This is a genomic window from Streptomyces sp. DH41 (assembly GCF_029813785.1).
Taxonomy (GTDB): Bacteria; Actinomycetota; Actinomycetes; order Streptomycetales; family Streptomycetaceae; genus Streptomyces.
This window is the reverse complement of record NZ_JARVKY010000004.1, coordinates 256,194-281,569: the sequence shown is the minus strand read 5'-3', so window position 1 is coordinate 281,569 and position 25,376 is coordinate 256,194. Positions and strand designations below refer to the sequence as shown.

The window sequence follows — 25,376 nt, the reverse complement described above, 5'->3', positions numbered from 1 at the left end:
CGCTCACGCTCCTTTCGGAGCCGCCTGCTGCACCACCTCGAAGGACCACACCGTGGATCCGCTCGCCGCCGGCTTCGGGCGCTCGCCGCCCTCCGCGCCGCCGCCCTGGTGCGCAGCCTTCATGGGCCCCTCCATCCAGGCCCGGAAGGACTCCTCGTCACGCCAGCGCGTGTAGACGAGGTAGTCGTCGGTGCCCTCCACCGGCCGCAGCAGCTCGAACCACTCGAACCCGTCGGAGCTCTCCACGGCATGGGCCCGCGAGGCGAAGCGCTTCTCCAGCGTCTCGCGCTGCTCGGCGGGGACGGTCAGTACGTTGATCTTGACTACGCTCATGGCCCCATCCTGCCGTATGCCGCGGTCAGCAGGGATCGCGCCAGACACCCAGCTCCGGTCTCTTCAGCATCGAGGACAGCCCGAGCCGGCGTGCCTCGGGGCAGAAGCGGCGGGTCGGCTCGCTGTACTCCACGTGGAAGACCGCCTTGCCGGCCTCGACGAACGGCGAGAGCAGCGCGCACTCGCCGTACTCGGCGCACTGCTCGTTGACCGCGAAGTCGAAGTCGTCCACCAGCTGCGGGATCTGCGGCAGGTCGTTCTTGAGGCCCACCGCCAGACCGCGTGCGTGGGCGATGTCCGCGATCATACGGTTGTACGCCAACTGGTCCCGTGCGGTGAGCGGGAAACCGGTCTCGTCGCCGTACCCCTCCACCAGGTCGGGCTCCACCGCGTCGAAGCCCTTGTCCCGGCACATGTCGAACCGCCGCTCCATGATCGGCCGCAGTACGGAGATCCGGCGGATGTCCAGCCAGCGTTCCCCCCGCCAGCCGTTGGGCGCACCCAGCACCGCACGGGGGAAGGCGTCCCGGTCGGGCCGGAAGTCCTCCCAGGCGCCCACGTTGACGTAGCAGATGACCCTGCGGCCGGCGCGGTGCAGCCGGGCCACGTCGTCGGCGCCGTTCTCGAAGCCGTCGATGTCGTAGACCGGCACGTCCGCCGACGGATCGACGCGCCCGTCGAGCTGCCACTGCCAGGCCAGCCCGGGCCGTGGCTGCCACACCGAGGGCGCGGACGGGACCGGCGGCGGTGTGCCGCCCACACCCGAACACCCGGTCACCACCGTAAGGGCGAGGGCCGCCGACGCGGCGAGCGCCCGCCCCCGCCTCCTCAACGCTGCGCTCCGGTCAGTACGGGGGTCAGCCGGGCCCACGGGTTGGGCAGTTCGCCCGTGACGGGCCCGGAGACCGCGGCGCCGCGCTCGCGTGCGGTCCGTACGGCGAGCGGGGCCAGGGCCTCGGGCACCCCGTACACCAGGTGGCAGAACCGCTCCGGAGGGTGCCTCCGCGTCCAGTCCGGCCGGCTGAACGCGCGGACGTAGGCGGACCAGGGCCCCTCGAAGGTGACGACCAGGTCGGCGAGACGCGCGTAACCCGGCGCCGGGTGGACCCCCGGATTCAGCACGACCGGGGCCGAGCCCTGTCGGCGCAGGCCACGCACCAGTGCTCTGTAGGCGGGCAGTTCGGTCGCCGCCGAACTCACCCGGTCCAGAAAGCACCCGTCGGCCGCGTACCACTCCCGGTGCCGCCGGGCGTCCTCGGCGACCTCGGCCGCCGGACGCGTGCCGTAGTCCGTGTCGACGTAGCCGAGCAGCCGGGCGCCCGCCGCACGCAGCGCGCCGGCCGCCGCGACGAAGGCCGGATCGGGCACCGGGCCGGGTCCGTTCGCGGGGTTGATGACGACCCCGTACGTGCGGTCGGCCGCCGTGATGAGGCGGTGCCAGGCGCCCGGGTCCTCGGCCGGGTGGACGTACAACGGGATCAGCAGGCTCACGACGGACGGTCGCCTTCCGGGGTGCGGGACGGCGGACGGGCACCGGCCGACCACAGCGCGGCCAGCGACTCGTCCAGCGAGTACGACGGCCGCCAGTCGAGCGCGGCCCGGGCGGCGGCGATGTCGGAGCACTGCCAGGACACCTGGTCGGAGCGGGCCGAGCCGGCGCCCTGCTCCTCGATCCGGCCGCGGAAGCCGGCGATGTCCGCGAGCGTCCGCACCAGCCGGCGCACCGGGACGGCGTCGCCGCCACCGATGTTGAGCACGCGTGGCAGCGGCCCGGTCGCGGTGACCGCGCGCTCGACCGCCCGCGCGACGTCGCGCACGTCCACGAAGTCCCGGTACGCCGACAGGTCGCCCAGCCGGAGCACGGCCTCCGGGTCCGTGCCGGCCGCGCGCAGCAGTCCGGTGACCCGGCCGGGCAGGCCGGAGGGCGGTGCGCCGGGCCCCACCGGGTTGCCGACCCGCAGGACCACCGCGTCCAGCTCACCGGTGGCGACCGTGACGGTGCCGGCCAGCTTGGTGGCGCCGTAGGCGGTGAGGGGGCGAGTGGCCGCCGCCTCCGGCACCCTGACCTGTTCCACCCCCGGCCCGTACTCGGCGGCCGAACCGAGGTGGACCAGGCGGGCGGTGGGACGGGCGCGGCGCAGTGCCGCGCAGAGGACGGCGGGGCCGCGGGCGTTGAGCTCGGCGAGCGCCACCGGATCGCCGCCGGTCGCGCCCGCGCAGTTGACGACGGTGTCGACGGCCGCGGACGCCAGGGCCACCGCGAGCCGGTCGACCGGGTCGGTGGCGAGGTCGACGCGCACGTCGGCGGCGGGGGAGCGGCCGCCGCCGAGGACCCGCGCGCCGGGCAGGGCGCGCAGCCGCTCGGCGACGTGGGCGCCCAGATAGCCGGTGAAGCCCAGGACGAGAATGCGCATGCGGTGCTCAGGCTCCCTTGAGCAGCAGGGACTTGCGGCTGGTGAACTCCGCGTTGGCCCGGTCGTAGTCGTCGGGACGGCCGATGTCGAGCCAGTAGCCGTCGAAGTCGTAGGCGTGCGGCGGGTCGTCGGCGCGCAACAGGTCGAGCACCAACTCGTCGAAGCCCAGGGGCAGTCCGGCCGTGTAGTCGTCGAGTGTGGCCCGGGACAGCCCGTACACGCCCATGGAGACGCGGTAGTCCATGCTGGGCTTCTCGGTGAAGGCGACGACCCTGCTCGCCTCGGTGGTCAGGACACCGAAGTCGATGTGGACCTTCCTGGCGTACGTGGCGATGGTCAGCGGGGCGCCGGAGGCGCTGTGCCGGCGCAGGACGTCGGCGTAGTCGAGGTCGGTGAGGATGTCGCCGTTCATGACCAGGAAGTTCTCCGGCAGCCGCTCGCGCATGGTGAGCAGCGGCCCCATGGTCCCCAGCGGGCTCTCCTCGGTGGCGTAGTCGACGCTCAGCCCCCACTGGGAGCCGTCGCCGACGTAGGCGCGGATGATCTCACCGAGGTGGCCTATGGCGATCGTGCAGCCGGTGAAACCGGCCGTGGCGAGCTGGCGCAGGACGATCTCCAGGATGGCGTGCTGGTCGCCGATGGGCACGAGCGGCTTGGGCAGCGCGGTGGTGTAGGGCCGCAGCCGGACGCCCTTGCCCCCGGCCAGGATCACTGCGTGCATGAGGTTCCCCCTCGGTCAACGTGCCGGGCGTGGTCAGATGTTGTAGATGCCGGTCTTGTAGCGGGCGAGGTTGGCCGGGTCGCGGAAGAACTCCACGGTGTGCGCGAGGCCCTGCTCCAGGTCGTGCGCCGGGCTCCAGCCGGTGGCCTCCCGCAGTCGGCTCGCGTCGGCGACCAGCCGCATCACCTCGGAGTTGGCGGGCCGCAGACGCTGCTCGTCCTCCCGTACGTCGAGCGCGGTGTCCATCACCTTGCCGATGAGCGCCACCAGGTCGCCGACGGAGATCTCGCCGCCGGTCCCGGCGTTGAAGGTACGGCCCACGACCCGCTCGGCGGGCGCGGTGCCGACCGCGAGGAACGCCCGCGCGGTGTCCTTGACGAAGGTGAAGTCCCGGGTGGGGCGCAGGTCCCCGAGGGTGATGACGCGTTCGCCGGCCGCTACCTGGCCGATGACGGTGGGGATGACCGCCCGCATGGACTGCCGGGGGCCGTAGGTGTTGAAGGGCCGCAGTGTCACCACCGGCGTGTCGAAACTGGCGTGGTAGCTGTCCGCCAGCCGGTCCCCGCCCGCCTTGGACGCGGCGTACGGCGACTGGGTGTTGATGGGGTGGTCCTCGGTGATCGGCACGGTCCGCGCGGTGCCGTACGTCTCACTGGTGGAGGTGTGCACCAGCCGGGGCGTGCCCTGGGCGCGGACCGCCTCCAGGACGTTCAGGGTGCCGGTGACGTTGGTGTCCACGTAGCTGTGCGGTGCCCGGTAGGAGTACGGGATGGCGATGAGGGCCGCCAGGTGGTAGACGCAGTCGGCGTCCTCGACGAGGTGACGGACCGAACCGGGGTCCCGGACGTCGCCGAGGACGATCTCGACCTGGTCGAGCACGTCGGGGGAGAGGGTCTCCAGCCAGCCGTAGGAGGAGAAGGAGTTGTACTGCGCCATGGCCCTCACCCGGTGCCCGGAGGCGACGAGCGCCTCGGTGAGGTGGGAGCCGATGAATCCCTCGGCTCCGGTGACGGCGGCGAGCGGTGTTGCGGTCACGCGGGATCCTTCCGGTCGGTGAGTCGGTGAGTCGGTGAGTCGGTGAGTCGGTGAGTCGGTCGGTGAATGGACGGGTGCGTCGATGGGGGGCGAGGTGCGGGCCCGGGCGGGCCCCGCGGTGGTACGGCCCTCCCGCCGCGGCCTCACGCGTGCGCCGCCGGCCGGCCCAGCAGCCGCAGCACGCACACCGTGAGACAGAGCGCGGCGGCGCCGCAGCACCACGGCAGCGCGGCCGCCGGACCCGGTGGCAGCCCGGCCGGGAAGGCGGACCCCGCGCCGGCGGCGGCCGCGAGACACAGGGCGGCCGGCGGCCAGGCCACGCCGAAGGCCTGGAGCAGCAGGGAGGTCCACAGCGCCGTCGCGAGCGGCAGCAGCGTGACGGGGTCGGCGTCGACGAGCAGCGCCGCGGGCACCAGCGGACCGAGGTAGACCAGCAGACAGCCGGCGAGCACGGCCGCCGAGCGCAGCCGGAAACCGGCCGGAGTGCCGGTCGCCCGCAACGCCGCCACCGACAGCCCGCGGTAGCGGTACAGCAGCCACTCCGCCGGCCCCATGCTCAGGGTCAGCACGATCACCGCCCACGGTTGGTCACGGCCCACCAGGAACACCAGCGTCCCGGCGGCCAGCCCGAACAGGCCGTACGGCAGGGAGCGGAGCAGCGGCGGGCGGACGGCGTCCGGTACGGGCACGGCCCGCAGGGTGCCGCGCAGCGCCCAACCGGCCGCGGCGACGGAGCCGAGCAGCGACAGCAGCGGCAGCCCGGCCCGCAGCACGGTACCGGGCTCCCACCACGGCAGCGTCGCCGCGCCGGCGATCACCGGCGCGAGGGCGGCCAGCAAAAGCCGCTCCCGGCCCAGTACGAGCAGCACTCCGGCGGCCGCGAGGTATCCCGACTGGGCCGTCACGGCCAGCGCCGCGGCGCCCGACCCGGCGAGGGCGGTCCCGGCCCCCGTCGCCACCGCCGCACCCAGCGGCGCCCCTTTGAGGAGAGTGCGGCCCGCCTCCCGCCGTCCGGTCGCCAGCCGCAGATACGCCCGGTGGCCCAGCGCCTGGTTCCACGCCCAGGAGAGCAGCCCCGCCACCACCAGCGCCCGCACGGCGTCGTCCTGGGGCAGGAGACGCCCCGCGAGCGCGTAGGCGAGACCCGGCAGTGCGAACAACGCGCCCCGCAGGGCGCACCGCACATGGTCGGGCCGCCAGGGGTCGGCGGGGCGCGGGGGGTCGGGGAAGGAGCGCGGTACGCGCTCGTACAGCGCCGTGGCGAGGGAGAACAGGTCGGGGTGCCCGTACCGTTCCTGGATCACCTCGCCGGTCAGCCCTTCCGACTCCAGCAGTGCGGCCACCTCGTAGGGATGGACCGCGGGCGCGATGCGGTCGGCCAGTTCGGCGGCCAGCCGGTCGACCGCGTCCCGCCGGGCGCCGTGGCCGGGGCGGACCAGGGCGAGGGTGTGCTGGTCGGCCGCGCGCAGGGAGAGTGTGCGGTCGTCGGCGAGGCGCAGCGCCAGTGTGTCCTGTTCCGCGCCGCCGGGTTCCAGAGCCATGGGTCCGCTCATCCGGTCGCACTCCTCACCGGCGCCCCGCCCGCTTTCGCGAACGCGTCCTCCTCGACGTCCGGCGCGCGTGCTGCCCTACCGCCGAACGCCGACAGCTCCAGGTAGACGGACCGGAAGGTGTCGATGGTCTGGCGGAGCGTGAACTGCTCGATCACCCTCAGCCGGGCCGCCTCGCCCATCGCCCGGCGCCGCTCGGCGTCGTCCAGCAGTTCCAGCGCCGCGGCGGCCATGGCGGCCGGATCGCGCGGCGGGACGACGAGACCGGTGTCGCCGACGGCCTCCCGGACGCCGCCCACGTCCGTGGAGACGGTCGCCCGGCCGCACGACATGGCCTCGATCAGGGTGAAGGGGAAGCCTTCGCTGATGCTGGAGAGCATCACGACGTTCCCGGCGGCGTACGCGTCCTTGATGTCCTCGACCCGGCCCTCGAAGGTGACCGCGTCAGCGTGACCGAGCTGTGCCGCCAGCGCCTCGCAGCGCTCCCGGTAGGCCTCGCCACCGCGCGGAGTGCCGCCGAACAACCGCAGCCGCGCGGCGGGCAGTTCGGCCCGTACGAGGGCGAAGGCGCGGATCAGGGTCTCCAGGTCCTTGATCGGGTCGACCCGCCCGGCCCAGCTGAGCACGGGTCGTGCGGGCTCCGGTCCGGCGGGCGGGAACGCGGCCGGGTCCACGCCGTTGTAGACCGTGCGTATGGACTCCGGGGCGGCACCGCCCCGCTCCTCCCACAGCCGGTTGTAGCGGTTGCCCGGAGTGATCAGGGCTGCCCTGCGGTAGGTCTCCTCGGCCAGCAGCCGGAAGAAGCCCAGCAGGAGCGCCTTCACCGGCCAGCGGTAGGGGGCGGTGCGGTAGCCGAGGTAGCGCTCGCGCAGGTAGACGCCGTGCTCGGTCAGCAGCAGCGGCACACCGTGCCGCTCCAGTCCGGCCAGGCCCGGCAGGACCGCGACACCGCCGCTGACCGCGTGCGCCACGCCCGTCTCCGGGTACGGCGCGGCCAGTGGACGCAGGGCGTGCTCCAGCAGCGCGGTCGCGGTCACCGCGTCGTGCAGGGTGGGCCGGGCCTCGCGCACGGCCAGCCCCGGCCGGTTCCAGACCGCGGTCAGGATGCCGATCGCCCGGTCCCCGCGCAGGAAGGGGCTGAGCCGGCCGTCCGCGGCGGCCCGGGCGAGCCGGTACAGGGCGGGACCGAACCCGTCCTCGGCCCGTGGGTCGAGCAGCGCGGTCACGAACCGTTCGTAGGCGGCGGCGAGCCGGACGCGCTCCCGCCCGCGAGGCGCACGCCCCTGGGGGGCCGGCCCCCACATGGGGACGGAGACGACCCGGGAGACATGCTCGGGGATGTCCCAGGCGAGCGGTTCGCGCCCGGTGCCGGTGACCGCGACGACCTCGAAGTCGAGGTCGGGCATGCCGGTGACGAGTTGGTCGCACCAGACGCTCACACCGCCGTGGCTGTGCGGGTAGGTGCCTTCGGTGAGCAGGGTGACGCGCGCCGCGCCGGGGCGGCGCGCGCCGTGGGGAACGTGCATGGATGTGCTCCACGGCCGAGGTGGGTGTGCGGACCTTCGGTGGTGGTGCGGTGCTCAGCGCCGCGCGCCGTACGGCACCGGCTCGGTCACGCCGGCCGGCACCCGGGTGGGCGGCGCGGTGGGCGTGGGGCCGGCCGAGTCGTCGGGCAGCGTGGCCGGGTCGCCGTCGACCGCGGTCGAGGACGGCAGGGCGAGGGCCAGCGTCCCGCCGGCCGTCGCGGTCCAGCCGGAGAGCGCCCCGGCGTAGGCGTCGCCGAAGCCCGTGCCCTCGCGCAGGGTGCCCGCGGGCATCGTCGCCGTCACGGCCACGCCGTCCGGCGCCTGGACGGTCACGGTGTCGCCCACGCGGTAGGCGGTGACCTGGCCGGCGTCGACCGCGGCCCGCCAGACGGCACGGCGCCGCATCTCGACGCCGATGTCCTCCATCCGGAGGTTCACCACCGGGGTGCTCTCGGCGAACAGGTCGTCGTAGCCCTCCAGCACGCCGTCGAGGACGGGGTAGGCGATGCGGTCCTCGGCGAGGTTCGACTGGTGGATGAAGTGCGGTTTGGGGTCGTTGGACAGGACGTGCCCGAGCGCGATCCGCGTCTCCAGCGGCACGATGTGCTCGGCGTAGCCCGTGGCGGTGTCCAGCGGGGCGGACAGGCAGGTGGAGGTGGCGGGGTTGTCCTCGCAGATGCCGCTGCCGCCCTGGGCGCGGCTGGTGTAGATCCAGTTGTACTCGTCGACCTGCTCGGCCGCCCGGCCGGCGTTGTAGAAGACGTTCATCGGATAGCGGGAGACCGTCGTGGCGCTGCCGACCCGCCGCTGGACGGGGTCGCGGGAGTTGTCCGAGGCGAGCCAGGCGATGCCGGTGTCCGTCAGGGCGGGGCCCAGGTTCGGATTGTCCTCGGGCTGCTGCGGGGTGACCTTCAGGCCCGAATGCTCGCCCGTCACCAACTCGTCGTTCTCCAGCGGGAGTCCGACGCCCTCACCCCAGACGCGGTTGGTCGCGATCTCGTCGGCGATCTCGTTCCGGCTCATCCACTGGGTACTGCCGTCGGGGTTCGTCGCGCACTTCCACGGGACCACGCTGACGTCCTGCCGGCAGCCCAGGAAGGCGTGCGTGTACGTGTGGTTGATCCAGCGGAAGCGGTCGCGGTCCGCGATCAGCCTGTCGGCGAGCGGGTCGGCGCCCGCGTTGTCCTGGCGGTGGTCGACGCTGCCGGAGCCGTTGTAGGCCAGGTCGAGCGTGAAGTCCCGGCTGTCCTGCCAGGCGGTGGCGTGGTCGACGTCGGCCGGGACCATGCGGATCGGGTTCGGTGTGCCCTCGCCCGGCGGGCAGTCCACGTCGCCCGGCGTGCAGTTGAGCTCGGTGTCCCAGCGGTCGTCGGCCGCGAAGACGTCGTCGACGTGCACGGCGAAGTAGTTGCGGTCGGCGCCGAGATGGATCCCGCCGGTCATCCACTCCACGATGCCCCGGGCGAGCAGCCGGAACTGCTGCTGGTGCTGGTTGTAGACGAACGTGACGACGAGTTCGCGCCGCCCGTCGTGCCGGTACTCGCCCACCAGGGAGCCCTTGGTCGCCCGCCCGGGTATCGCGGCCTGGACGTACGGAACGAAGTCGGCCCCCGGCGCGGGTGTCGAGAGGTAGGCGTAGGACTCGCCCACGGTGGGGGAGTTGTCCTCGAACGGAACGGCCCCGTCCAGGTAGCCGAAGGGGCCGGCCAGCCCGGCCTGCGTCACCTCCGCGCGGACACCGTCGACGCTGCCGGCGTACCCGGTGCCGACCGCGTACTGGAGTCCGACCTCGGGGCGCGCGTAGGTGTAGGCGTCGACCTGCGGAATCGCGTACGTCTGCTCGTACGACGCGAGCGCGGCCATCTCACCGGAGTTCGCCGGGAAGGGGTTGTCGTTGGGCAGGACGACGGCCTGGAACCTGGCGCGCGGTTGCCCGTCCACGGTGTCCGCCAGGAATCCGGCGTCGATCACGGGCCGGCCGGTGTCCCGCAGGTCGACCTCCGTGTACGGCGTGCCCGCGGTCTCCAGCTCGGCGGCGATGGCGTCGGTGGCCGGTCCTCCGTCGGTCACGACCAGCACGCGCAGGTCGACGCGCGGTGCCGGGGCGTCGGCGGCGTGGACCGGGCCGGCCGGTAGGCCGAGCGACGCGATCAGCGCGCCCACTGCGAGCGCCGTAGTGCGAATGGTCCGCTTCATGCGGTGAGATTCCCTCCCCCGGGCAGGGGTGCGGCACGCTCCTGCCGGAGCCCGTCCCACCCCGTGACCACGCCGTCGCTCCCCTGAGACGCCGGTCGTCGACGTTTCCGTCGCGTCACATAGTGAGGCGTGTGTGGAGTTTTTGTGTGCCTGCTGCGGAACTTGACGGAAAAGCGTATGTGTCTATTTACCCGGAGCGGGAACGGCCCGGAGTGGCGGGCGGGCGCCGGGCTCCGCGCGGCACGCTGCCCCGCGAGCCCGTGTACTGCGGCGAGCCGGCGGAGGCGGGCGCGGAACCCCGGCTTCCGTGGGGTGTGGACGGCCAATGGTCTCGACCAGTGCGCTGACCGGGCATGGAGCGAGATCAGGTCAGTCCTGATGTTGCTCGCGCCGTCGGCGGCCGGCCGGTCGAGGGCCGGCCGCCGACCGGCGCTCAGCGCGCCGGGAGTCGTGCGGTCACGGGCACAGCACGCGGGTCTCCGGCGTGTGGACCGGCCCGCCGCTGACGCTCGTGCTGTCGCTGAACTCGGCGTAGAAGTACGAGTAGAAGCCGATGTTGCCGTTGCACCCGGAGTCGGCGGCGACCTGCAGGGTCAGGGTGACGGTGCGGCTCTGGCCGGGCGGGATCGTGGCGCCGTAGTTGGTGCCGAGGTTGGCGGGTCCGGTCCCGGCGCACGGGACGGCGCCGGCCTCCGAGGCCAGGCTGCACCCGGTGAAGCCGTACTTGAGGTCGGGCCGCTGGGTGGTCAGCCAGGTCGGGTCGATCGTCTGGTACACGAACCAGATGTCGTACGTCTTGTTGTTCTTGATCGTCATCGACAGGTTCACCGTGCCGCCGGGCTGGGTGGTCGCCGTGTCGGTGCTGAACGTCAGCTCGGCCGGGGCGGGGTCGGCGGCGCTCGCGGAGGGCGCCAGGCCGAACAGGGCGAGGGCGAGGGCGATGATCGTGGCGAGACCGAGGCGTCTCGTTCGTGTGGGTCGCATGGCCCGGGACATTAGGCACGGCCTCGGCGCACCGTCTGCACCACCGGGAACACGGAGAACGGGACTCGGCCGGAAGTGTGCGTTCGGTGAAGGGTCTGTGACCACGTCGTCACAACCGGTGGCTGTCGGTGTTCGTGCATCACAACGCGAGGGTCCGGCCCGCAATCCTCCCGGGTCGGACCACCGGCCGTCCCTCCCGGTGGCAATGGCGGATTCCGGGTGCCTGCCCGGCGCGAGCCGCATGTCCGGGGAAGGGGTCCGACGGCGTGGTGGCGCCGCCGGCCGCGCCGTCGAGGGGTGGGGAATCACGCCGAGGCGAAGACTCCCGCCCGGGCCGCCGCGACCGCGGCTTGCGCGGCGCGGTCCGCCGCCGCCTCGTCCAGCGGCTCGTCGGTGGTGAGCAGGCGGTAGTAGAGGGGGGCGGAGACGGCGCGGACCACCTCGCGCGTGTCGGTGCCCGCGGGCAGCTCACCGCGTTCGACGGCCTGCCGGACGCAGGGTTCCCACTCCGCGACGCGGATGTCGTAGAACCGGCGCAGGGCGGTGGCCGCCTGTGCGTCGCAGGTCGCGGCGGCGATCACCGCCTTGAAGAGCGCGCCTTGGCGCGGGTCGGCCAGTGTGCGCTGCACGAGCCGGGCGTTCGCGCGCAGGTCGCCGATGAGGGTGCCGGTCTCCGTGCGCGGGAGTGACTGCTCGGCCATGTCCGTGAGCAGGTCGGCGACCAGGTTGGCCGGGGTGCCCCAGCGCCGGTAGACCGTGGTCCGGCCGGCCTCGGCGCGGCGGGCCACGTCGGCGAGGTCGAGGCCCGCCAGTCCGTGCTCCGCCAGGGCGTCACCGGCGGCCCGGAGGACGGCGGACCGTACACGGGCGGTGCGGCCGCCCGGGCGGACGGTGCCCGGATCGGGGCTCTCGGATGTCATAACGGCACTCCGGTTCCATTAGCGGTTCGATCCTGCTAGTCTTCGGACATCTTAACGGAACGATCGTCCCGTTAATGAGAGCCGCCTCGTGCGCGCCGCGCACCACCGCGACACGACGGACGGCCGGACGAAGGGATGCGGTTGTGGAGTACAGGAGACTGGGAGCGTCCGGCCTCATGGTTCCGGCGCTGAGCTTCGGCGCGGGCACCTTCGGCGGGCGGGGAGAGCTCTTCGGGGCCTGGGGCAGCACGGACGAGGCTCAGGCGCGCCGACTCGTGGACATCTGCCTGGAGGCGGGGGTGACCATGTTCGACACCGCCGACGTCTACTCCGCGGGGGCGTCGGAGGAGGTGCTCGGCGCCGCGCTCAAGGGACGGCGCGACCAGGTGATCATCTCCACCAAGGCCGGACTGCCGATGGGGGACGGGCCGGCCGACGCGGGGACCTCGCGGGCGCGTCTGATCACGGCGGTCGACCAGGCCCTGCGCCGCCTGGGCACGGACTACATCGACCTCTTCCAGCTCCACGCCTTCGACGCCGGGACCCCGGTCCAGGAGGTGCTCTCCACCCTCGACGATCTCGTACGGGCCGGAAAGGTCCGCTACACCGGCGTCTCCAACTTCAGCGGCTGGCAGCTGATGAAGTCCCTCGCCGACGCGGACACCCGCGGACACCAGCGTTATGCGGCGCACCAGGTCTACTACTCCCTGGTCGGCCGGGACTACGAGTGGGAGCTCATGCCGCTGGCCCTCGACCAGGGCGTCGGAGCCGTCGTCTGGAGCCCGCTCGGGTGGGGACGGCTCACCGGCCGGATCCGCCGCGGCAGCCCACTCCCGGCCGGCAGCCGGCTGCACACCACGGCCGACTACGGCCCGCCCGTGGCGGACGAGCTCCTGTTCCGGGTGGTCGACGCCCTGGACGCCGTGGCAAAGGAGACGGGCCGCACCGTGCCCCAGATCGCCATCAACTGGCTGCTGCGGCGGCCCACCGTCTCGTCGGTCATCATCGGTGCCCGCAACGAGGAGCAGTTGCGGCAGAACCTCGGCGCCGTCGGGTGGGCCCTGACCGACGACCAGGTGGCCGGACTCGACGCCGCGAGTGCCACGACGGCTCCCTATCCCCACTTCCCCTACGAACGTCAGGAGGGCTTCGCCCGGCTCAACCCCCACCCCCTGCGGCGCGTGCGCGTGTCCCAGGACTGACCTGCCGTGTTCCGGCGGTGCGGTGGCGGCATTGTCAGTGCCGTGGACGAGAATGCGGGCAAGCGAGATCAACACCGGCCGGAGCGGGTAGGCGGTCTCGAGTCCCCTGTCCCGAAAGGCCACAGTCGATGCCGCTTACCGTCGTCCACGCGCAGACCGCCGGACAACCCCGTGTGACCGGCCGCCGCGGGCCCCGCCCGTGCGCACCGCTCAGCCTCGTGGAGGCCGACGTCCTGCGGATCGTCGCCGACACGCGTACCCCCGTGTTCGTCACCGTGCGCGCGGGCGGACGGCGCAGATACAGCTACTGGCGGCCGCTGGACTCGGCCACGGGCAGGGGCGGCTGCTACGCGGCGCTCCCCACCGCCGAGTGCGACAAGCTGCACGCCGCCGGCCGGATCGCACTGGGTGACCCGCTGACCGACCCGGCCCGGACCACCTACCGGGTCACGGCCGTCCGGACCCCGGCCGGACCCGCGCGCGCCGTGCGGGCCCGGCCGCACGCGGCGTGAGCACACGGAGCGGAGCGGACGTCCGAAGCCGCGGCGGGAGATGGCCGGGCTGTCCCGAGGTGAGGAGGCGGGGATGACGAGGACACACGACGCCGGTGACGACGCGGTCGAGGAGAACCTCCTCGAAGGGCTGCGGGTCGACGAACGCAGGCCGGAGAAGCCCATCCTGCTCAACGCGCAGGGGAGCCCCATCGACACCTGGCGGGAGAACCACCCGTACGACCACAGGGTGCGCAGGTCCGCCTACGAGCGGGAGAAGCGGATCCTGCAGATCGAGCTGCTCAAGATGCAGCGCTGGGTCAAGGAGACCGGGCAGCGGATCGTCGTCCTCTGCGAGGGCCGCGACGCGGCCGGCAAGGGCGGCACCATCCAGCGCTTCACCGAACGCCTCAACCCCCGCGGCGCCCGCGTGGTCGCCCTCGACAAACCGACCGAACGGGAGGCGGGGCAGTGGTACTTCCAGCGCTACGTGGCCCACCTGCCCGCCCGCGGCGAGATCGTCTTCTTCGACCGCTCCTGGTACAACCGGGCGGGCGTCGAGCGCGTGATGGGCTTCTGCACGGAGCCCGAGTACCGCCAGTTCCTCCAGCAGGCGCCGCTGTTCGAACGCCTGCTCACCGACGACGGCATCCTGCTGGTGAAGTTCTGGTTCTCCGTCTCCCGGGCCGAGCAGCGGACCCGCTTCGCGATCCGCCAGGTCGACCCGGTACGCCGCTGGAAACTCTCCCCGACGGACCTGTCCTCGCTGGACCGCTGGGACGACTACACCGCGGCCAAGGTCGACATGTTCCGTGCCACCGACACGTCGCACGCACCCTGGACGGTGGTCAAGAACAACGACAAGCGCCGGGGCCGGCTGGAGGCCATGCGCAGCCTGCTGGATCGCTGCGACTACCCGGCCAAGGACCACCAGACGGTGGGTCCCCCCGACCCGCTGATCGTGGGCCCCGCCGACACGCTGCTCGAAGCCGGTGAGGAGTCTGTCGACCTCTCCCCGACACCGCTGGCCGACCACGGTGACGGCCCGGGGACCCACCCGGACCGGGCGGACTGACACCGGCCACCCGGACGCCCCGCCCGGGCGGCGCGCGCCACCACACGCCGCGCGGACACGACCGTCCGTCCCCCTGCTCCCCCACGGTGAGTCGAGGACGGTGCGGACGAAGTCCCCGCGCTCGAAGCCCGGCATGTAGTACGCGGGCACGTCCGCCTTGACGTTGCCGAAGGAGGTGTCCGGCTTGGGCCGTCGTGGTAGCCGATGCCGCCGAGAACGTCGTACTCGACGCCCGCCGTCGACGGACACGCGCCGTCGGCCTAGCCGCCTGTGACGAGCCAGGGACGCGGATCGGTGTAGTACCCGTCGAGGACGACTTCGAAGTGCAGGTGGGGGCCGGTGGACAGCCCGGTGGAGCCGACCCGTCCGATCGGGGTGCCGGCCTCCACCGTCTGTCCCACGGCGGCCTCCAGGGACGACAGGTGGCTGTAGGTGGTCTCCAGCCGTTTGCCCTCGATGGTCCCGTGGTCGATCACGATGCGGTTGCCGTACGCGGCGGTCGGCGCGGCGAACACGACGCGGCCCTGCCGGGCGGCGACGACCTGCGCTCCCTGGGGCGCGGCGAAGTCCACGCCGGTGTGCAGCTTGGTCACCCCGGTCAGCGGGTGCTCCCGCGACCCGTAGGGCGAGGAGATGGTGAGTTCGCTCACCGGGGCGGCCAGCAGCGCGCCGGCCGCCCCGCCCGCGCCGCCGCCGGGATCGGCCCGGTCGAGTGCCTCGTAACGCGGGAGCAGGGCCTCGACCTCGGCGAGGTAGGTCTCGGCCGTCGGAGGAACGCGCCCCGCCTTCGTCACGGCGTCCGTTCCCGACGAGTACGCGGCGAGGGTCAGGTCCACCAGGTCCCCGTTGACCCGGCCCTCGGTGCGCAGTTCGGTCACCTTCTCGGCGAGGGAGCAGTCCTGCCGGCCGAGCGCCATGATCGCGTCCGCCGGGTCCCGGGGCGAGGAGTTCCCGTTGCCGTCGTCGTCCTTGCCCCAGGTCCGCCACTCGGTGTCGGTGAAGGCGGCGATGCCCTTCTCGCCGGAGATCTCGTCCGTGTCGTCCCGCCAGCCGGAGAGCTGGTCGATCTGAGCGGCGAGCACGGACGGTTCGAGGAGCGTGCAGGCCGAGGCCGCCTTGCGCAGCCATGGGACGTAGGAGGGGTCGATGTCGACCGCCGCCTGATCGGGGTCGGAGTCCTCGGGCCACGGGGTCGGCAGACCGCCCGTCAGCGCGAAGAAGGCGGCCACGCCGGTGACGGTCACCAGCCCCGGCAGCAGCAGCAGCGTGAAGGGCCCGGGACCGCGGCGCTTGCGCTTCCCGCCCTGTTCCGGTTGGCCCGGCTGCTCCGGCTGCTCCGGCTGCTCCGGCTGCTCCGGCTGCTCCGGCTGTGCCGGCTGTGCCGGCTGTGCCGGCTGTGCCGGGTGTTCCGGCTGTTGCTCGTCCGTGTCTTGGGCCGCCCCCGTCACGGTCGGCCGCTCGTCGTTCACCTGCGGCGCGCGCCGGGACCTGATGCTCACGAAGGGAAGGTAACGCCCTGTTCCGGTGAGCGTCAGGAGACCCCGAGGCAGAAGAGCATGCCCGAACGGGCAGAGCCGCCGGAGCCCGACGGCCCCGGACGCCCGCGCGAAGGCCCCCTCGGGTCTCACCGGCGTCCGCGTCGGCGGGGCCCCGGGTGTCACCGCAGCGGCCGCGCGACGCCGTCGCCCTGGGCGCCGTCGGCCTCATCGCCCCCGACCTCGACGTCCGCGTCACCGTGGGCAGCCTCATGGAGCGCCCCGATCCCCGGTTTCCGATCGTCACACCCTGACGCACGCGATCACAAGGGCGGCGAGGGCCGGACGGCGAGGACGGCGATGTCGTCGGCGCTGTCGGCTCCCAGGCCGATCAGCAACTCGTCGCAGAACGTGTCGAGGGGCTCGCGGGCCAGGTCGGCGGCGTGCCCGCGCAGCCGGTCCAGGGCGTCGTCGAGGGGTTCGTCGCGGCGTTCGATGAGGCCGTCGGTGTACAGCAGCAGCGTCGAGTGGGCCGGCAGCGCGTGGCGGGCCGTGGACCGGGGCACGTCGGGATCCATGCCGAGGAGCAGGCCCGCGCCGTCATCGAGGTAACGGGTCTCGCCCTCCCGGGTGGTCAGCAGGGGCGGCAGATGACCGGCGGAGGAGTGCTTCAGCTCCCAGGGGCCTCGCGCGGAGCCCTTGATCAGGCCGTAGAGGCAGGTTGCGGTGGCCTCCCGGTGCAGACTGTGGTTCGCCAGGTCCAGTCGGCGCAGCACCTCCGCGGGCGGCTCCTGGCGGTCCACGGCGATGCCGCGGAGCATGCTGCGCAGCTGGCTCATGGCGATGGCCGCGTCGAGATTGTGTCCCGTGACGTCACCGATGACGACGGCGGCGTCCCCCTGGGGCAGGACGAAGCTGTCGTACCAGTCCCCGCCGACCTGCGCGGTGGTGGAGGACGCGGCGTAGCGGGCGGCCAGTCGCAGACCCTCGACCTCGGGCAGGACCGGCAGCAGGGAGCGCTGGAGCCGTTCGGCGATGGAGCGGGTGTCCTGGTACAGACGGGCGTTGTCCACCCCCAGCGCCAGGCTGTGCACCAGGTCGTCGACCAGGGTCAGATCCTCCTCGGTGAACGGCCGGCCGCCCGCCGCACGGGTCAGGGTCAGGGCGCCGAGGATCTTGCGGCGGGCCCGCAGCGGAGCGACGACGGCACTGCCCGCACCGAGTTCGCGGAACAGCTCCACGTAGTTCCGGTCCAGCGCGCTCTCGGCCTGGCCCGGTGGCGGGGCGTCGGTGAGCAGCAGCGGCCCCGCGCCGCGCAGCACACGGGCCAGCGGGCCGCGCGATTCCTCGGAGACCGGCGGGAGCCTGCCCTCGTGGGCCGAGGGGCGCAGGCCACGGGGGTCCCGGTGGACGACACAGACCCGGTCCACCTGGGCATGCTCGATGAACAGGTCCATCACGCACCAGTCGGCCAGCCGCCGGGTCAGCAGCCGGCCGGCGCACCGCAGCCCCTCGTCCAGGTCCAGGGTGTTGCTGAGCTCCGCTCCCAGGTCGGCCAGGAGGGACAGCCTGGTCATCGCCGACATGCCGTGTTCGGCACCGCCCGTCCTCCTGTCGCGCTCCGGGGCGGCCGGTGCCCGGAGGCCCTCGCCGGGCTCCTGGGCCGCCGCCCGCGGGCTGCCGGCCGGGATCCTCGGCACGTCGAGGGGAGTGGTCGCCCGCGGAGTGAGCTGGGCGACGAAGACGGTGCGGCCGTCGGTGGTCTCCTGCGTCTGGATGTACAGCCGCACCGGAACCACTCCGCCGTCACGGTGCAGCGCCGGAAGCGGCACGGAGCGGCCCACGATACGGGTGCGACCGGTGAGCAGCATCGAGGTGAACGCCACCGTGTGCCGCCGGCGCAGGTGCTCCGGGATGAGCGTGGTGAGCCTTCGCCCGACGAGGTCGTCCGGTCCCCAGCCCAGCAGCTCCGCCGCCGGTCCGTTCGCCGCGATGATCCGGTTGGCCTCGTCGGCGGCGATGGTCGGGACCCTGCTGCCCCGTACCTGACCGGCTTCCCACGGCACGAACTCGGCGGAGCTGACCTCCGGTTCGCGGGGCGTCACGGTCCACGCGGTGGGGTGGCCCCCGGTCAGCTGAACCACGATCTGGTCGAAGAGCCAGTCCTGGAAGGCGCGGCCGCGCGGCAGCGCCGGCAGCGTGAGCAGCCGTTCCTCCCGAGCCCGCTCCTCGGCCAGGTCGAGCACGCGGCGCAGGGCTCGTACCGCGGGCGCGGCGTCGGCCGGCAGCGGCAGGAGCAGGGTGCGCGGGTCCGACTCGGGGAGCGGTTCCTCCAGCGCGGCCGTCACACAGGCGCTGATCACGTTGTTGATGTCGTTGGCGGCCGTGAGGTCCTCGGGCGACATGTCGAGGAGGTCCCCGGCACACGCGGCGAGGGTCAGTTCGCGCAGCACCGCGTGCCGGTGCTGCCGACACGCCGAGTCCAGGGCACTCGGTACGTCGATGAGCGTCACCGTCTGTGCCGAGGGGCACGGCGGCACGGAGGTCTCCCACCCGGACGACGGAGGCGGCGGGCCGTCGGGCCACAGCTCGAACCACACGGTCTTGCGCTCGTCGTCGGCCTCGACCCCGTGCCGCGAGGCCAACTGCTGGACCAGTGCCAGCCCCTGGCCCGTGCCGGCGTACGGCGGGCAGTGCTGCGGCACGAGCCCACGGCTCGGCCGGCGGTCATCGACCCGTACGCGCACCCGGCGGTCGTCGTGCGACACCGCCACCTCGACCTCGGTGTGCGCGTGCAGCACCGCGTTGGTGACCAGCTCGCTGACCAGAAGCTCCGCGGTGTCCGCCAGTTCCGAGGTGACGCCGTCCAGCGCGGCGCGCACGAACCGCCGAGCCGACGCCGCGCTCACCGGCTCCTCGGGGAAGCGCCGTGACACCGCCGTCGGTGGATCGAGGTAGCCCATGCCATCAGTGTGTGCCTCGCACGGCGGGCCTCGCAGCGCGCCATGCGTGCGCGCCCCGGCCGAATCGCCGTGATGTCCGCCGGCCGGGTGACCCTTTCGGATGGGTCAGCCGGGAGCCGGGTCTGGCAGGCGGGGGACTACTCCGATAGCTTGCTGGTGCGGCCCCGCGTTCTCCCCCGTACGCGGGGCCGCACCAGGCCGCGCCGCCCGGGCGGGTGGGTGTCATGAGTCGACGGTGACCACCGCGCCGGTACGGCGATCGCGTTCCGCCGCCCGGACGACAGGGCGGGTGCGCGGCCTTCCCGCCGCGCCCGACGTCAGCGCGCCACCTGAACCTGACCGAAGACGGCCCGTTTCGCGCGGGAACAATCATGACGCGTCGGCCGCCGGTCAACCGGGAACGATGGAGACGAGTCAGGCGGGAGCCGTGATCACCGGACTGCGGCAGGGCTGGTAGCGTCGCGTGGTCGCGGCGGGCGGCGCGAGAGAGGTGTCGGTGCGTGGGTGAGCGGCAGGACCGTGAGTGGGTGGCGATGACACCGGGCGATTTCGACCGGGACGCCCCACTGGTCCTCAACGTGGGCACCGGCCCCACCACCGTCCCGGCCGAGCCGGACGAGTACGGCACGGCACCCCTGTTCGGGGACACGGCGCCCGCACCGAGCGCCCCGCGCCGGAACCGGCGGTCAGGGCCCTCGCCCGCCCAGGAACGGCTTTTCTGACCGTCCCCGCCAGGCGCCGGGGCGCTCGCTCCGGGCCCGTGCGACCGGACTCCGCACTCTTGTGAGGAGTGGTGCGGGACGGAACGCGGCCTTCTTCCGGTGCGCGGAGTTGCTCGGAACGGCTATGTATCGAGCACGTATTGACATGTAACTGCTGAGCCCGCAGAGTTTTGCCCCGAAAGTGTTCGACAGCTCGGCCTGCTCGGCCTGCTCAGTCCGCTCTCCCCGCTCAGCCTGCTCGACCGCGCTCCACCGTGCTCGACCGCGCTCCACCGTGCTCGACCGCGCTCCACCGTGCTCGACCGCGCTCGACACCGCCCGACAGTGCCCCGACCGTGATGCCACCGCCCACGAGGAGTGTTGCCGTCATGTCCGAAACGCCCGCTGTCTCACGCCGACTGCTCCTGGGCGGCGCCGTCGCCTCCGGCGCGCTTGCCGCCGGAATGACCGCGTCGGCCCCGTCCGCGTCGGCGGCGGCCGAGCAGGCGCCTCGCCGCAGGCCCGGCCAGAAGTCGATGATCGGCGTCCCGTTCGACGCCCACAGAACCGTCCGTGTCGGTGTCATAGGCCTCGGCAACCGGGGCAGCGGCATGATCACCGGCTGGGCGGCCGTCCCCGGCTGCACCGTGACAGCCGTCTGCGACATCCGCGCCGACCGCGCGAAACGCGCCGCCGACCGTCTGGAGAGCAAGGGCAGGCCACGCCCCGCCGAGTACGGCGGCTCGGCCGACTCCTACGCCCGGATGCTCACGCGGGACGACATCGACCTGGTGTACGTCGCCACGCCGTGGGAGTTCCACTACGAGCACGGCAGGGCGGCGCTGCTCAGCGGCAGACACGCCGTGGTGGAACTCCCCATCGCGACGGAACTGCGCCAGCTGTGGGACCTGGTCGAAACCTCGGAGCGCACCCGCAGGCATCTGCTCCTGGCCGAGAACTGCAACTACGGCCGCAACGAGCTGGCCATGCTCAAGGCAGCGCACGACGGCCTGTTCGGGGACGTCACCAACGGCCACGGCGGCTACCTCCACGACCTGCGCGAACTCCTCTTCTCCGACACCTACTACACGGACTCCTGGCGACGCCTGTGGCACACCCGCAGCACCGCCTCCTTCTACCCCATGCACGGTCTGGCCCCGATCGCGGCGGCCATGGACATCAACCGCGGCGACCGGATGACCACGCTGCGTGCCACCGCGACGGCCCCCAGGGGACTGGCCGACTACCGCGCACGCTTCGTCCCGAGGGGCCACCCCTCCTGGAAAGAGACCTACATCAACGGTGACCTGGTCACCTGCATGATCGAAACGGAGAAGGGCAGGACGATCCGGGCGGAGCACGACGTGAGTTCGCCCCGGCCGTACAGCCGGATCAACACCCTCGCCGGCAGCCGCGGCATCGTCGAGGACTACGCGGGGCCCTCCCCGACCGGGGCCCGGATCTACGTCGAACCGGACCACGGCGGCCACACCTGGCGCGACTTCGAGAGCTACCGCAAGGAGTACGACCACTGGCTGTGGCAGAAGGTCGGCGACGACGCCGCGAACAACGGCGGCCACGGCGGGATGGACTACATCCTGCAGTGGCGCACCGTCCAGCTGATGCGGGCGGGACTGGTGCCGGACATCGACGTCTACGACTCGGCCGCCTGGTGCGCTCCCGTTCCGCTGAGCGTCAGGTCGCTGGCCAAGGACGGCCGGCCGGTGGAGATCCCCGACTTCACCCGCGGCGCCTGGCGTGAGCGCAGGCCGGGCCTGGACTCGACACCCACCGACATGCCGCCCGTCGGCTGAGCACCCGCCCCGGCGCGCGCCCGTCAGACGGGGATCAACGGTCGCGCAACCGCCCCAGTTCCTCCAGTGCCCGGGCGGCGGTGCGGGCCAGCCGGGGTCGGTCACGTACGAACCGGCGGGCGGCTCGAACCGGCTCCCGCCCCAACCGGTGGAGGGCGCCGCCCGGCCCCGCGCGCACCACGGCGCCCGCGTGCACCGTCAGGTCACGTGTCTTGAACGACTCCTTGTACCGCGCCGGCCCGCTGCCCAGGTCGACCAGCTCGATCCCGTCGGCGGCAGCCGCCTCCAGCATCCGCGACAGCAGCACCAGCCCGGGGGAGTACTTGCCGTACGCCCGGTCGTACGCCGGGAACCACCAGGACAGGACCGTGGGCGAGCGCAGCCCGAAGTGGGCGGCCACGGGCCGGCCGCCGGCGTAGAGCACGGACGTCGTTCCACGGCACTCGGGTCGTCGCTCCGGGCGAGCAGGTCCACCAGCCGGGTGATCCACTCCTGCGCGAACCGGTCCCGCCGGCCCGTGCGCCGGTACTGGGCGGACTTCCACCGCATGAGCGCCCGCAACGCCCCGGGATCCGGGTCGTCGTACACGAAGCGCACCTCGCCGACCTGACGGGCGAGTTTCCGCTCCTTCGCCAGGGTCTGCTTGACGAAGCCCGGCGAGCGGTGGCGCAGGCTCTCCGTGTACCGCTCGAATCCGTCACCGAGGTCGACGACCGGGGAAGCGAGTGCCTCGGACGCGTGGGGCAGGAACGGGTGCTGGCCGGCCTCGAGACTGTCGAACTCCCAGGACGAGAGGGCACAGGCCCGCAGCAGTGCGCGGGCGTCGAGGCGAACGCCCTCGCGCAGCACGACGCCCTGACTGTCCGACACCCCGAGTCCGATGGCCCGCCCGCGCCCGGCGAAGCCCCGCTCGTGCGGGAAGAACCCGACGGGTATCCCGTCCTCCCGCAGCACCGCGACCCTGGCCCGGGGCCTGACCAGGCCGACCGCCACGGAGAACGCCGGGTCCATGAACGGATTCGCCGGGGCTCGGGAGGCGGTTCTGAGCTCCCGCCACGTCTTCCGGTCGTCCGCGCCGAGCTCTCCCGGCCCGACCACGTCCATGCGCTTGTCGGACATTCGCCCGCCTCCTGCGTCGTCGTCACTGCGGACACATGAAGACCTGCTGGCAACCGCGTGTCGGCGGGCAGTACGCGGGCCGCGCGGCGCAGGCCCTGTCGGTACTGCCGTCGCTCAGCAGCGATACGCGCGCGGTTCGGTTCCTCCTCGGCATGCCCCGCCCGTTCCCGGCCCGCCGGGGGCGGCCCCGGCGGAGGAATGCCGCCGCTGCCCATCGACGCCGCACTGTCGGACTCCTGACCTGCTCCCCGGCCGGGGGCTGACATACGTGCCAACACCGGACCAGTCCCCCGAATACGCCCAGTCGAGTCTCCAGTAGGCCGAGCGCGGCCCGCCCGGTCAAGCCCGCGTGACACGAACCGGTACGTTCGGCCCGGCCCGGGGGACGCGGTGCTACGTCGCTCTGTGGCACCGGGCGTCCAGGACGGGTGGACGCCCGTGGGCCGTGCTACTGCGCCAGGACCGACTCCGGTCCCATGACGACGACCGGTTCCTTGTCCGGGTCCAGGCCGTTGAGCAACGCACGCATGTGCTCCTCGCTCAAGGACACGCAGGCGTTGGTCGGCCCGTCGTGGTCCACGTGGATCCACACCCCGCCGCCCTTGTCCTCGCCCAGCGGGCGGGTCTTGTCCAGCGGGGTGGTGCCGGACACCCGGTTGTAGTCGATGGCGATCACGTAGTCGAACGAACCCTCCAGCGGCTCGCCGAGGTGCCCGGTGCCCGACACGGCGAACTGCGGATCCTGGTCGTAGGGGAGCAGGGTCCCCGGGTCGGGCAGCCGGCCTCCCGCGTCACTGAGGCGGAAGACGCCGATGGGTGTGTGCAGGTCGCCCGCCTCGTGGTCGTCGGTCCAGCCGCGCAGCCCGTTGTGGGCGGGCCAGGGACCGGCGACGGCACGCCAGCCCTGTGCGGGGTACTGCTCGTAGAGCACCGCCCGCGCCTCGGACGAACTCTCCGTGGCGCCCGTGACCACCAGGGCCTGCCGGGAGGCGTCCGGAACGCGGGCCCGCATCGCCGGTCCGATCCCGGGCAGGGGGCGGGGGAAGGAGCGCGGGGGAGCGGGCAGAGGGGACGCCGGCTGTGACGCGGACCGGCCGGGCGTCTGCGAGTCCTGCAAGGAGGTGCCCGACTGCTGCTGGGCGCAGCCGGTTCCCAGCACGCCGGCGCACATGACAGCGCCGATCCCGAGGGCCAGCGCTTTCCTGACGGTCATATCGATCTCCGACTCCGTGTGTGGACTACTCATTGCTAGACCACTTACGGAACCGGGTCGTCCGGCCGCCTCGCCGTCTCCCCCATATGGCGCAAGGACGGCCTTCGCCGCACGCGCCCGGTGGCCTGACAGCGGCATGGCAACGGCGTCGTCACCGAGCGGTCACCGGGCGGTCACCGAGGAGGAGGCGGGGGAGCGCCTTTTGCGCCTTGCGCGGCTGATGACCGGGTGTGACGCGCTTCCCGCACGCCGTCACGGGCTCCAGGTCGCAACATCGTTGCCGCTCACACCCCTTACTCACTGGTGAGGCTCGGATATGCCGTGTAGCGTCAGCAGCAGATGTCGTGGTTCGCCCAGACCGCCCGCGCCGGAGTGCGGGCGGTTTGCTGTGCAATGCCGGAGGACCAGGACGACCACCTCCGGGTTCGCACGGTGCGGATCCGATATCGGCTGAAAGGCAAAGGCATGGCCAGCGGAACCGTCAAGTGGTTCAACTCTGAAAAGGGCTTCGGCTTCATCGCGCAGGACGGCGGCGGTCCCGACGTCTTCGCGCACTACTCCAACATCAACGCCCAGGGCTACCGCGAGCTGCAGGAAGGCCAGGCCGTCACCTTCGACATCACCCAGGGCCAGAAGGGCCCGCAGGCGGAGAACATCACCCCCGCCTGACCGGGAGGTCGCCGAACGGGGCAGGGTGCCCGGGAACGCTGGTTCCCCGGGCACCCTGCCCCGCGGCACATCGCCGTGCGACCGTCAGGGGACGCGGCAGAGGAAGTCGAGCAGCGCGGCCGTGAGCTCGGCGGGCGCGTCCTCCTGCACGAGATGCCCCGCGTGGGCGATCGGCTCCCACCTGGCACCGGGGACGGTGGCGGCGAGTTCGCGCCCCTTCGCCACGGGGATCCAGGCATCCTCCTCGCCCCAGCAGACGAGCGTCGGGACACTGATACCGGCGTACCGGTCCTGGATCTCGTCGGTGTACCGCTGATCCGCCTGGGCGATCTGCCGGTAGAAGGCAGGCTGCCCCGACTCCCCGAGCCAGGGCCCGACGAGCCGCTCCAGCACCACCGGGTGCAGCCCCGGACCGCCGGTGGAAGCCACGTACTCGCGCACCAGCGCCTCATGGAGCGCCGGGGGCAGCTGCTCGAAGACCTCGGCGTGGTCACGGACCAGCCGGAAGAACGGCGAACCCCACGGGGCCAGCGCGACCGGATCGACCAGGGCCAGGGCCCGGTACGCGGCGCCGTGCAGCAGATGGGCCCGCAGAGCGACGGCACCGCCGAAGTCGTGGGCGACCACGAGAGGCTTCTCCAGGCCCCAGTGGTCCAGCAGCTCGGCGAACACCCGCCCCTGTGCGGCGAGGGACACGTCCTGGCCCACGGACTTCTCCGACATGCCGTAGCCGGGCATGTCCCAGACGAACACCTGATGGTCACGCGCCAGCGAACGGGCCACCGCACGCCAGACGTACGAGGAGAACGGCGTGCCGTGCAGCAGGACCAGGGGCGGCCGGCCCGCTTCCCCCAGCCGGTTCCAGCGGACGGCCCCGGTACTGCTGGGGAACGTCTCGGGCAACGGCCATTCGGGCATGGATGCTGCTCCTGTCGGTCGGTCGAGTGGGTCGGGTGGGTCGAGTGCCCGGCGGCG

Annotated in this window: 22 protein-coding genes and 1 pseudogene; 7 read left to right on the top strand and 16 right to left on the bottom strand. The window is 72.9% G+C overall.

What is annotated here, in order from left to right:
- Positions 1–3: 3 nt before the first annotated feature.
- From QC283_RS09815 to QC283_RS09765, 11 genes are all read right to left on the bottom strand, one after another.
- On the bottom strand, positions 4–333 hold the full coding sequence (locus QC283_RS09815) for an antibiotic biosynthesis monooxygenase family protein (protein WP_279561007.1): 330 nt from the start codon (positions 331–333) through the stop codon (positions 4–6).
- Positions 334–358: 25 nt separating this feature from the next.
- A complete protein-coding gene (locus QC283_RS09810) occupies positions 359–1,165 on the bottom strand; it encodes an endo alpha-1,4 polygalactosaminidase (protein WP_443032577.1) in 807 nt (268 codons plus the stop codon).
- On the bottom strand, positions 1,162–1,824 hold the full coding sequence (locus QC283_RS09805) for a spherulation-specific family 4 protein (RefSeq protein ID WP_279561005.1): 663 nt from the start codon (positions 1,822–1,824) through the stop codon (positions 1,162–1,164). Before QC283_RS09805 ends, QC283_RS09810 begins: the two co-directional genes overlap by 4 nt.
- On the bottom strand, positions 1,821–2,747 hold the full coding sequence (locus QC283_RS09800) for an NAD-dependent epimerase/dehydratase family protein (RefSeq protein WP_279561004.1): 927 nt from the start codon (positions 2,745–2,747) through the stop codon (positions 1,821–1,823). The genes QC283_RS09805 and QC283_RS09800 overlap by 4 nt, the downstream gene beginning before the upstream one ends.
- Positions 2,748–2,754: 7 nt before the next feature.
- The gene (locus QC283_RS09795; protein ID WP_279561003.1) at positions 2,755–3,468 is read right to left on the bottom strand and encodes a nucleotidyltransferase family protein; all 714 of its coding nucleotides are present in this window, start codon (positions 3,466–3,468) and stop codon (positions 2,755–2,757) included.
- Positions 3,469–3,501: 33 nt separating this feature from the next.
- On the bottom strand, positions 3,502–4,503 hold the full coding sequence (locus QC283_RS09790) for an SDR family NAD(P)-dependent oxidoreductase (RefSeq protein WP_279561002.1): 1,002 nt from the start codon (positions 4,501–4,503) through the stop codon (positions 3,502–3,504).
- Positions 4,504–4,646: 143 nt separating this feature from the next.
- Entirely contained in the window at positions 4,647–6,056 is a 1,410-nt protein-coding gene (locus tag QC283_RS09785) for a hypothetical protein (protein ID WP_279561001.1), read from the bottom strand.
- Positions 6,053–7,579 (bottom strand): GT4 family glycosyltransferase PelF, encoded by a 1,527-nt coding sequence (gene pelF / locus QC283_RS09780; protein WP_279561000.1) that lies wholly within the window; start codon positions 7,577–7,579, stop codon positions 6,053–6,055. Before pelF ends, QC283_RS09785 begins: the two co-directional genes overlap by 4 nt.
- Before the next feature lie 54 nt (positions 7,580–7,633).
- Positions 7,634–9,775 (bottom strand): hypothetical protein, encoded by a 2,142-nt coding sequence (locus tag QC283_RS09775; RefSeq protein ID WP_279560999.1) that lies wholly within the window; start codon positions 9,773–9,775, stop codon positions 7,634–7,636.
- Positions 9,776–10,231: 456 nt separating this feature from the next.
- Complete coding sequence (locus tag QC283_RS09770) at positions 10,232–10,759, bottom strand: hypothetical protein (protein ID WP_279560998.1); 528 nt, start codon at positions 10,757–10,759, stop codon at positions 10,232–10,234.
- Between the two features lie 305 nt (positions 10,760–11,064).
- The gene (locus tag QC283_RS09765; RefSeq protein ID WP_279560997.1) at positions 11,065–11,679 is read right to left on the bottom strand and encodes a TetR/AcrR family transcriptional regulator; all 615 of its coding nucleotides are present in this window, start codon (positions 11,677–11,679) and stop codon (positions 11,065–11,067) included.
- Between the two features lie 143 nt (positions 11,680–11,822).
- Here QC283_RS09765 and QC283_RS09760 point away from each other — a divergent pair, with 143 nt between their 5' ends.
- The 3 genes from QC283_RS09760 to ppk2 all read left to right on the top strand — a co-directional run bounded on the left by QC283_RS09760 (position 11,823) and on the right by ppk2 (position 14,447).
- Positions 11,823–12,881, top strand: coding sequence for an aldo/keto reductase (locus QC283_RS09760; RefSeq protein WP_279560996.1), 1,059 nt, complete (start codon positions 11,823–11,825; stop codon positions 12,879–12,881).
- Positions 12,882–13,009: 128 nt separating this feature from the next.
- The gene (locus tag QC283_RS09755) at positions 13,010–13,393 is read left to right on the top strand and encodes a hypothetical protein (protein WP_279560995.1); all 384 of its coding nucleotides are present in this window, start codon (positions 13,010–13,012) and stop codon (positions 13,391–13,393) included.
- A 73-nt stretch (positions 13,394–13,466) separates the two neighbouring features.
- Entirely contained in the window at positions 13,467–14,447 is a 981-nt protein-coding gene (gene ppk2 / locus QC283_RS09750) for a polyphosphate kinase 2 (protein WP_279560994.1), read from the top strand.
- Between the two features lie 260 nt (positions 14,448–14,707).
- On the opposite strand, the gene QC283_RS09745 is transcribed toward ppk2, so the two are convergent.
- A complete protein-coding gene (locus QC283_RS09745) occupies positions 14,708–15,946 on the bottom strand; it encodes a M23 family metallopeptidase (RefSeq protein ID WP_279560993.1) in 1,239 nt (412 codons plus the stop codon).
- 155 nt (positions 15,947–16,101) lie between these two features.
- Between QC283_RS09745 and QC283_RS09740 the strand changes: the two genes are divergently transcribed.
- The gene (locus QC283_RS09740; protein WP_279560992.1) at positions 16,102–16,236 is read left to right on the top strand and encodes a hypothetical protein; all 135 of its coding nucleotides are present in this window, start codon (positions 16,102–16,104) and stop codon (positions 16,234–16,236) included.
- Between the two features lie 9 nt (positions 16,237–16,245).
- Here the strand turns inward: QC283_RS09740 and QC283_RS09735 are convergent, their stop codons facing one another.
- Positions 16,246–18,885 (bottom strand): SpoIIE family protein phosphatase, encoded by a 2,640-nt coding sequence (locus QC283_RS09735; RefSeq protein ID WP_279560991.1) that lies wholly within the window; start codon positions 18,883–18,885, stop codon positions 16,246–16,248.
- A gap of 500 nt (positions 18,886–19,385) precedes the next feature.
- On the opposite strand from QC283_RS09735, the gene QC283_RS09730 reads away from it, so the two are divergent.
- Positions 19,386–19,607: a hypothetical protein gene (locus tag QC283_RS09730; protein ID WP_279560990.1), complete on the top strand. Its 222-nt coding sequence runs from the start codon at positions 19,386–19,388 to the stop codon at positions 19,605–19,607.
- A gap of 368 nt (positions 19,608–19,975) precedes the next feature.
- Positions 19,976–21,400 carry a Gfo/Idh/MocA family protein gene (locus QC283_RS09725; RefSeq protein WP_279560989.1) on the top strand — a complete coding sequence of 475 codons (1,425 nt, stop codon included), beginning with the start codon at positions 19,976–19,978 and terminating at the stop codon, positions 21,398–21,400.
- Between the two features lie 34 nt (positions 21,401–21,434).
- On the opposite strand, the pseudogene QC283_RS09720 reads toward QC283_RS09725, so the two are convergent.
- Positions 21,435–22,519, bottom strand: a pseudogene (locus QC283_RS09720) (GNAT family N-acetyltransferase).
- A gap of 448 nt (positions 22,520–22,967) precedes the next feature.
- A complete protein-coding gene (locus tag QC283_RS09715) occupies positions 22,968–23,732 on the bottom strand; it encodes a L,D-transpeptidase family protein (protein ID WP_279560988.1) in 765 nt (254 codons plus the stop codon).
- A 465-nt stretch (positions 23,733–24,197) separates the two neighbouring features.
- On the opposite strand from QC283_RS09715, the gene QC283_RS09710 reads away from it, so the two are divergent.
- Complete coding sequence (locus QC283_RS09710) at positions 24,198–24,401, top strand: cold-shock protein (protein ID WP_003978336.1); 204 nt, start codon at positions 24,198–24,200, stop codon at positions 24,399–24,401.
- Positions 24,402–24,485: 84 nt separating this feature from the next.
- On the opposite strand, the gene QC283_RS09705 is transcribed toward QC283_RS09710, so the two are convergent.
- On the bottom strand, positions 24,486–25,319 hold the full coding sequence (locus QC283_RS09705; protein ID WP_279560987.1) for an alpha/beta fold hydrolase: 834 nt from the start codon (positions 25,317–25,319) through the stop codon (positions 24,486–24,488).
- Positions 25,320–25,376: the final 57 nt, after the last annotated feature.

Bases quoted from the DNA above. Each gene is read 5' to 3' on its own strand.
- QC283_RS09815 (WP_279561007.1), bottom strand. From the start codon at position 333: ATGAGCGTAGTCAAGATCAACGTACTGACCGTCCCCGCCGAGCAGCGC.
- QC283_RS09800 (WP_279561004.1), bottom strand. From the start codon at position 2,747: ATGCGCATTCTCGTCCTGGGCTTCACCGGCTATCTGGGCGCCCACGTC.
- QC283_RS09795 (WP_279561003.1), bottom strand. From the start codon at position 3,468: ATGCACGCAGTGATCCTGGCCGGGGGCAAGGGCGTCCGGCTGCGGCCC.
- QC283_RS09785 (WP_279561001.1), bottom strand. From the start codon at position 6,056: ATGAGCGGACCCATGGCTCTGGAACCCGGCGGCGCGGAACAGGACACA.
- pelF (WP_279561000.1), bottom strand. From the start codon at position 7,579: ATGCACGTTCCCCACGGCGCGCGCCGCCCCGGCGCGGCGCGCGTCACC.
- QC283_RS09775 (WP_279560999.1), bottom strand. From the start codon at position 9,775: ATGAAGCGGACCATTCGCACTACGGCGCTCGCAGTGGGCGCGCTGATC.
- QC283_RS09770 (WP_279560998.1), bottom strand. From the start codon at position 10,759: ATGCGACCCACACGAACGAGACGCCTCGGTCTCGCCACGATCATCGCC.
- QC283_RS09765 (WP_279560997.1), bottom strand. From the start codon at position 11,679: ATGACATCCGAGAGCCCCGATCCGGGCACCGTCCGCCCGGGCGGCCGC.
- QC283_RS09755 (WP_279560995.1), top strand. From the start codon at position 13,010: ATGCCGCTTACCGTCGTCCACGCGCAGACCGCCGGACAACCCCGTGTG.
- ppk2 (WP_279560994.1), top strand. From the start codon at position 13,467: ATGACGAGGACACACGACGCCGGTGACGACGCGGTCGAGGAGAACCTC.
- QC283_RS09735 (WP_279560991.1), bottom strand. From the start codon at position 18,885: ATGGGCTACCTCGATCCACCGACGGCGGTGTCACGGCGCTTCCCCGAG.
- QC283_RS09725 (WP_279560989.1), top strand. From the start codon at position 19,976: ATGTCCGAAACGCCCGCTGTCTCACGCCGACTGCTCCTGGGCGGCGCC.
- QC283_RS09715 (WP_279560988.1), bottom strand. From the start codon at position 23,732: ATGACCGTCAGGAAAGCGCTGGCCCTCGGGATCGGCGCTGTCATGTGC.
- QC283_RS09710 (WP_003978336.1), top strand. From the start codon at position 24,198: ATGGCCAGCGGAACCGTCAAGTGGTTCAACTCTGAAAAGGGCTTCGGC.
- QC283_RS09705 (WP_279560987.1), bottom strand. From the start codon at position 25,319: ATGCCCGAATGGCCGTTGCCCGAGACGTTCCCCAGCAGTACCGGGGCC.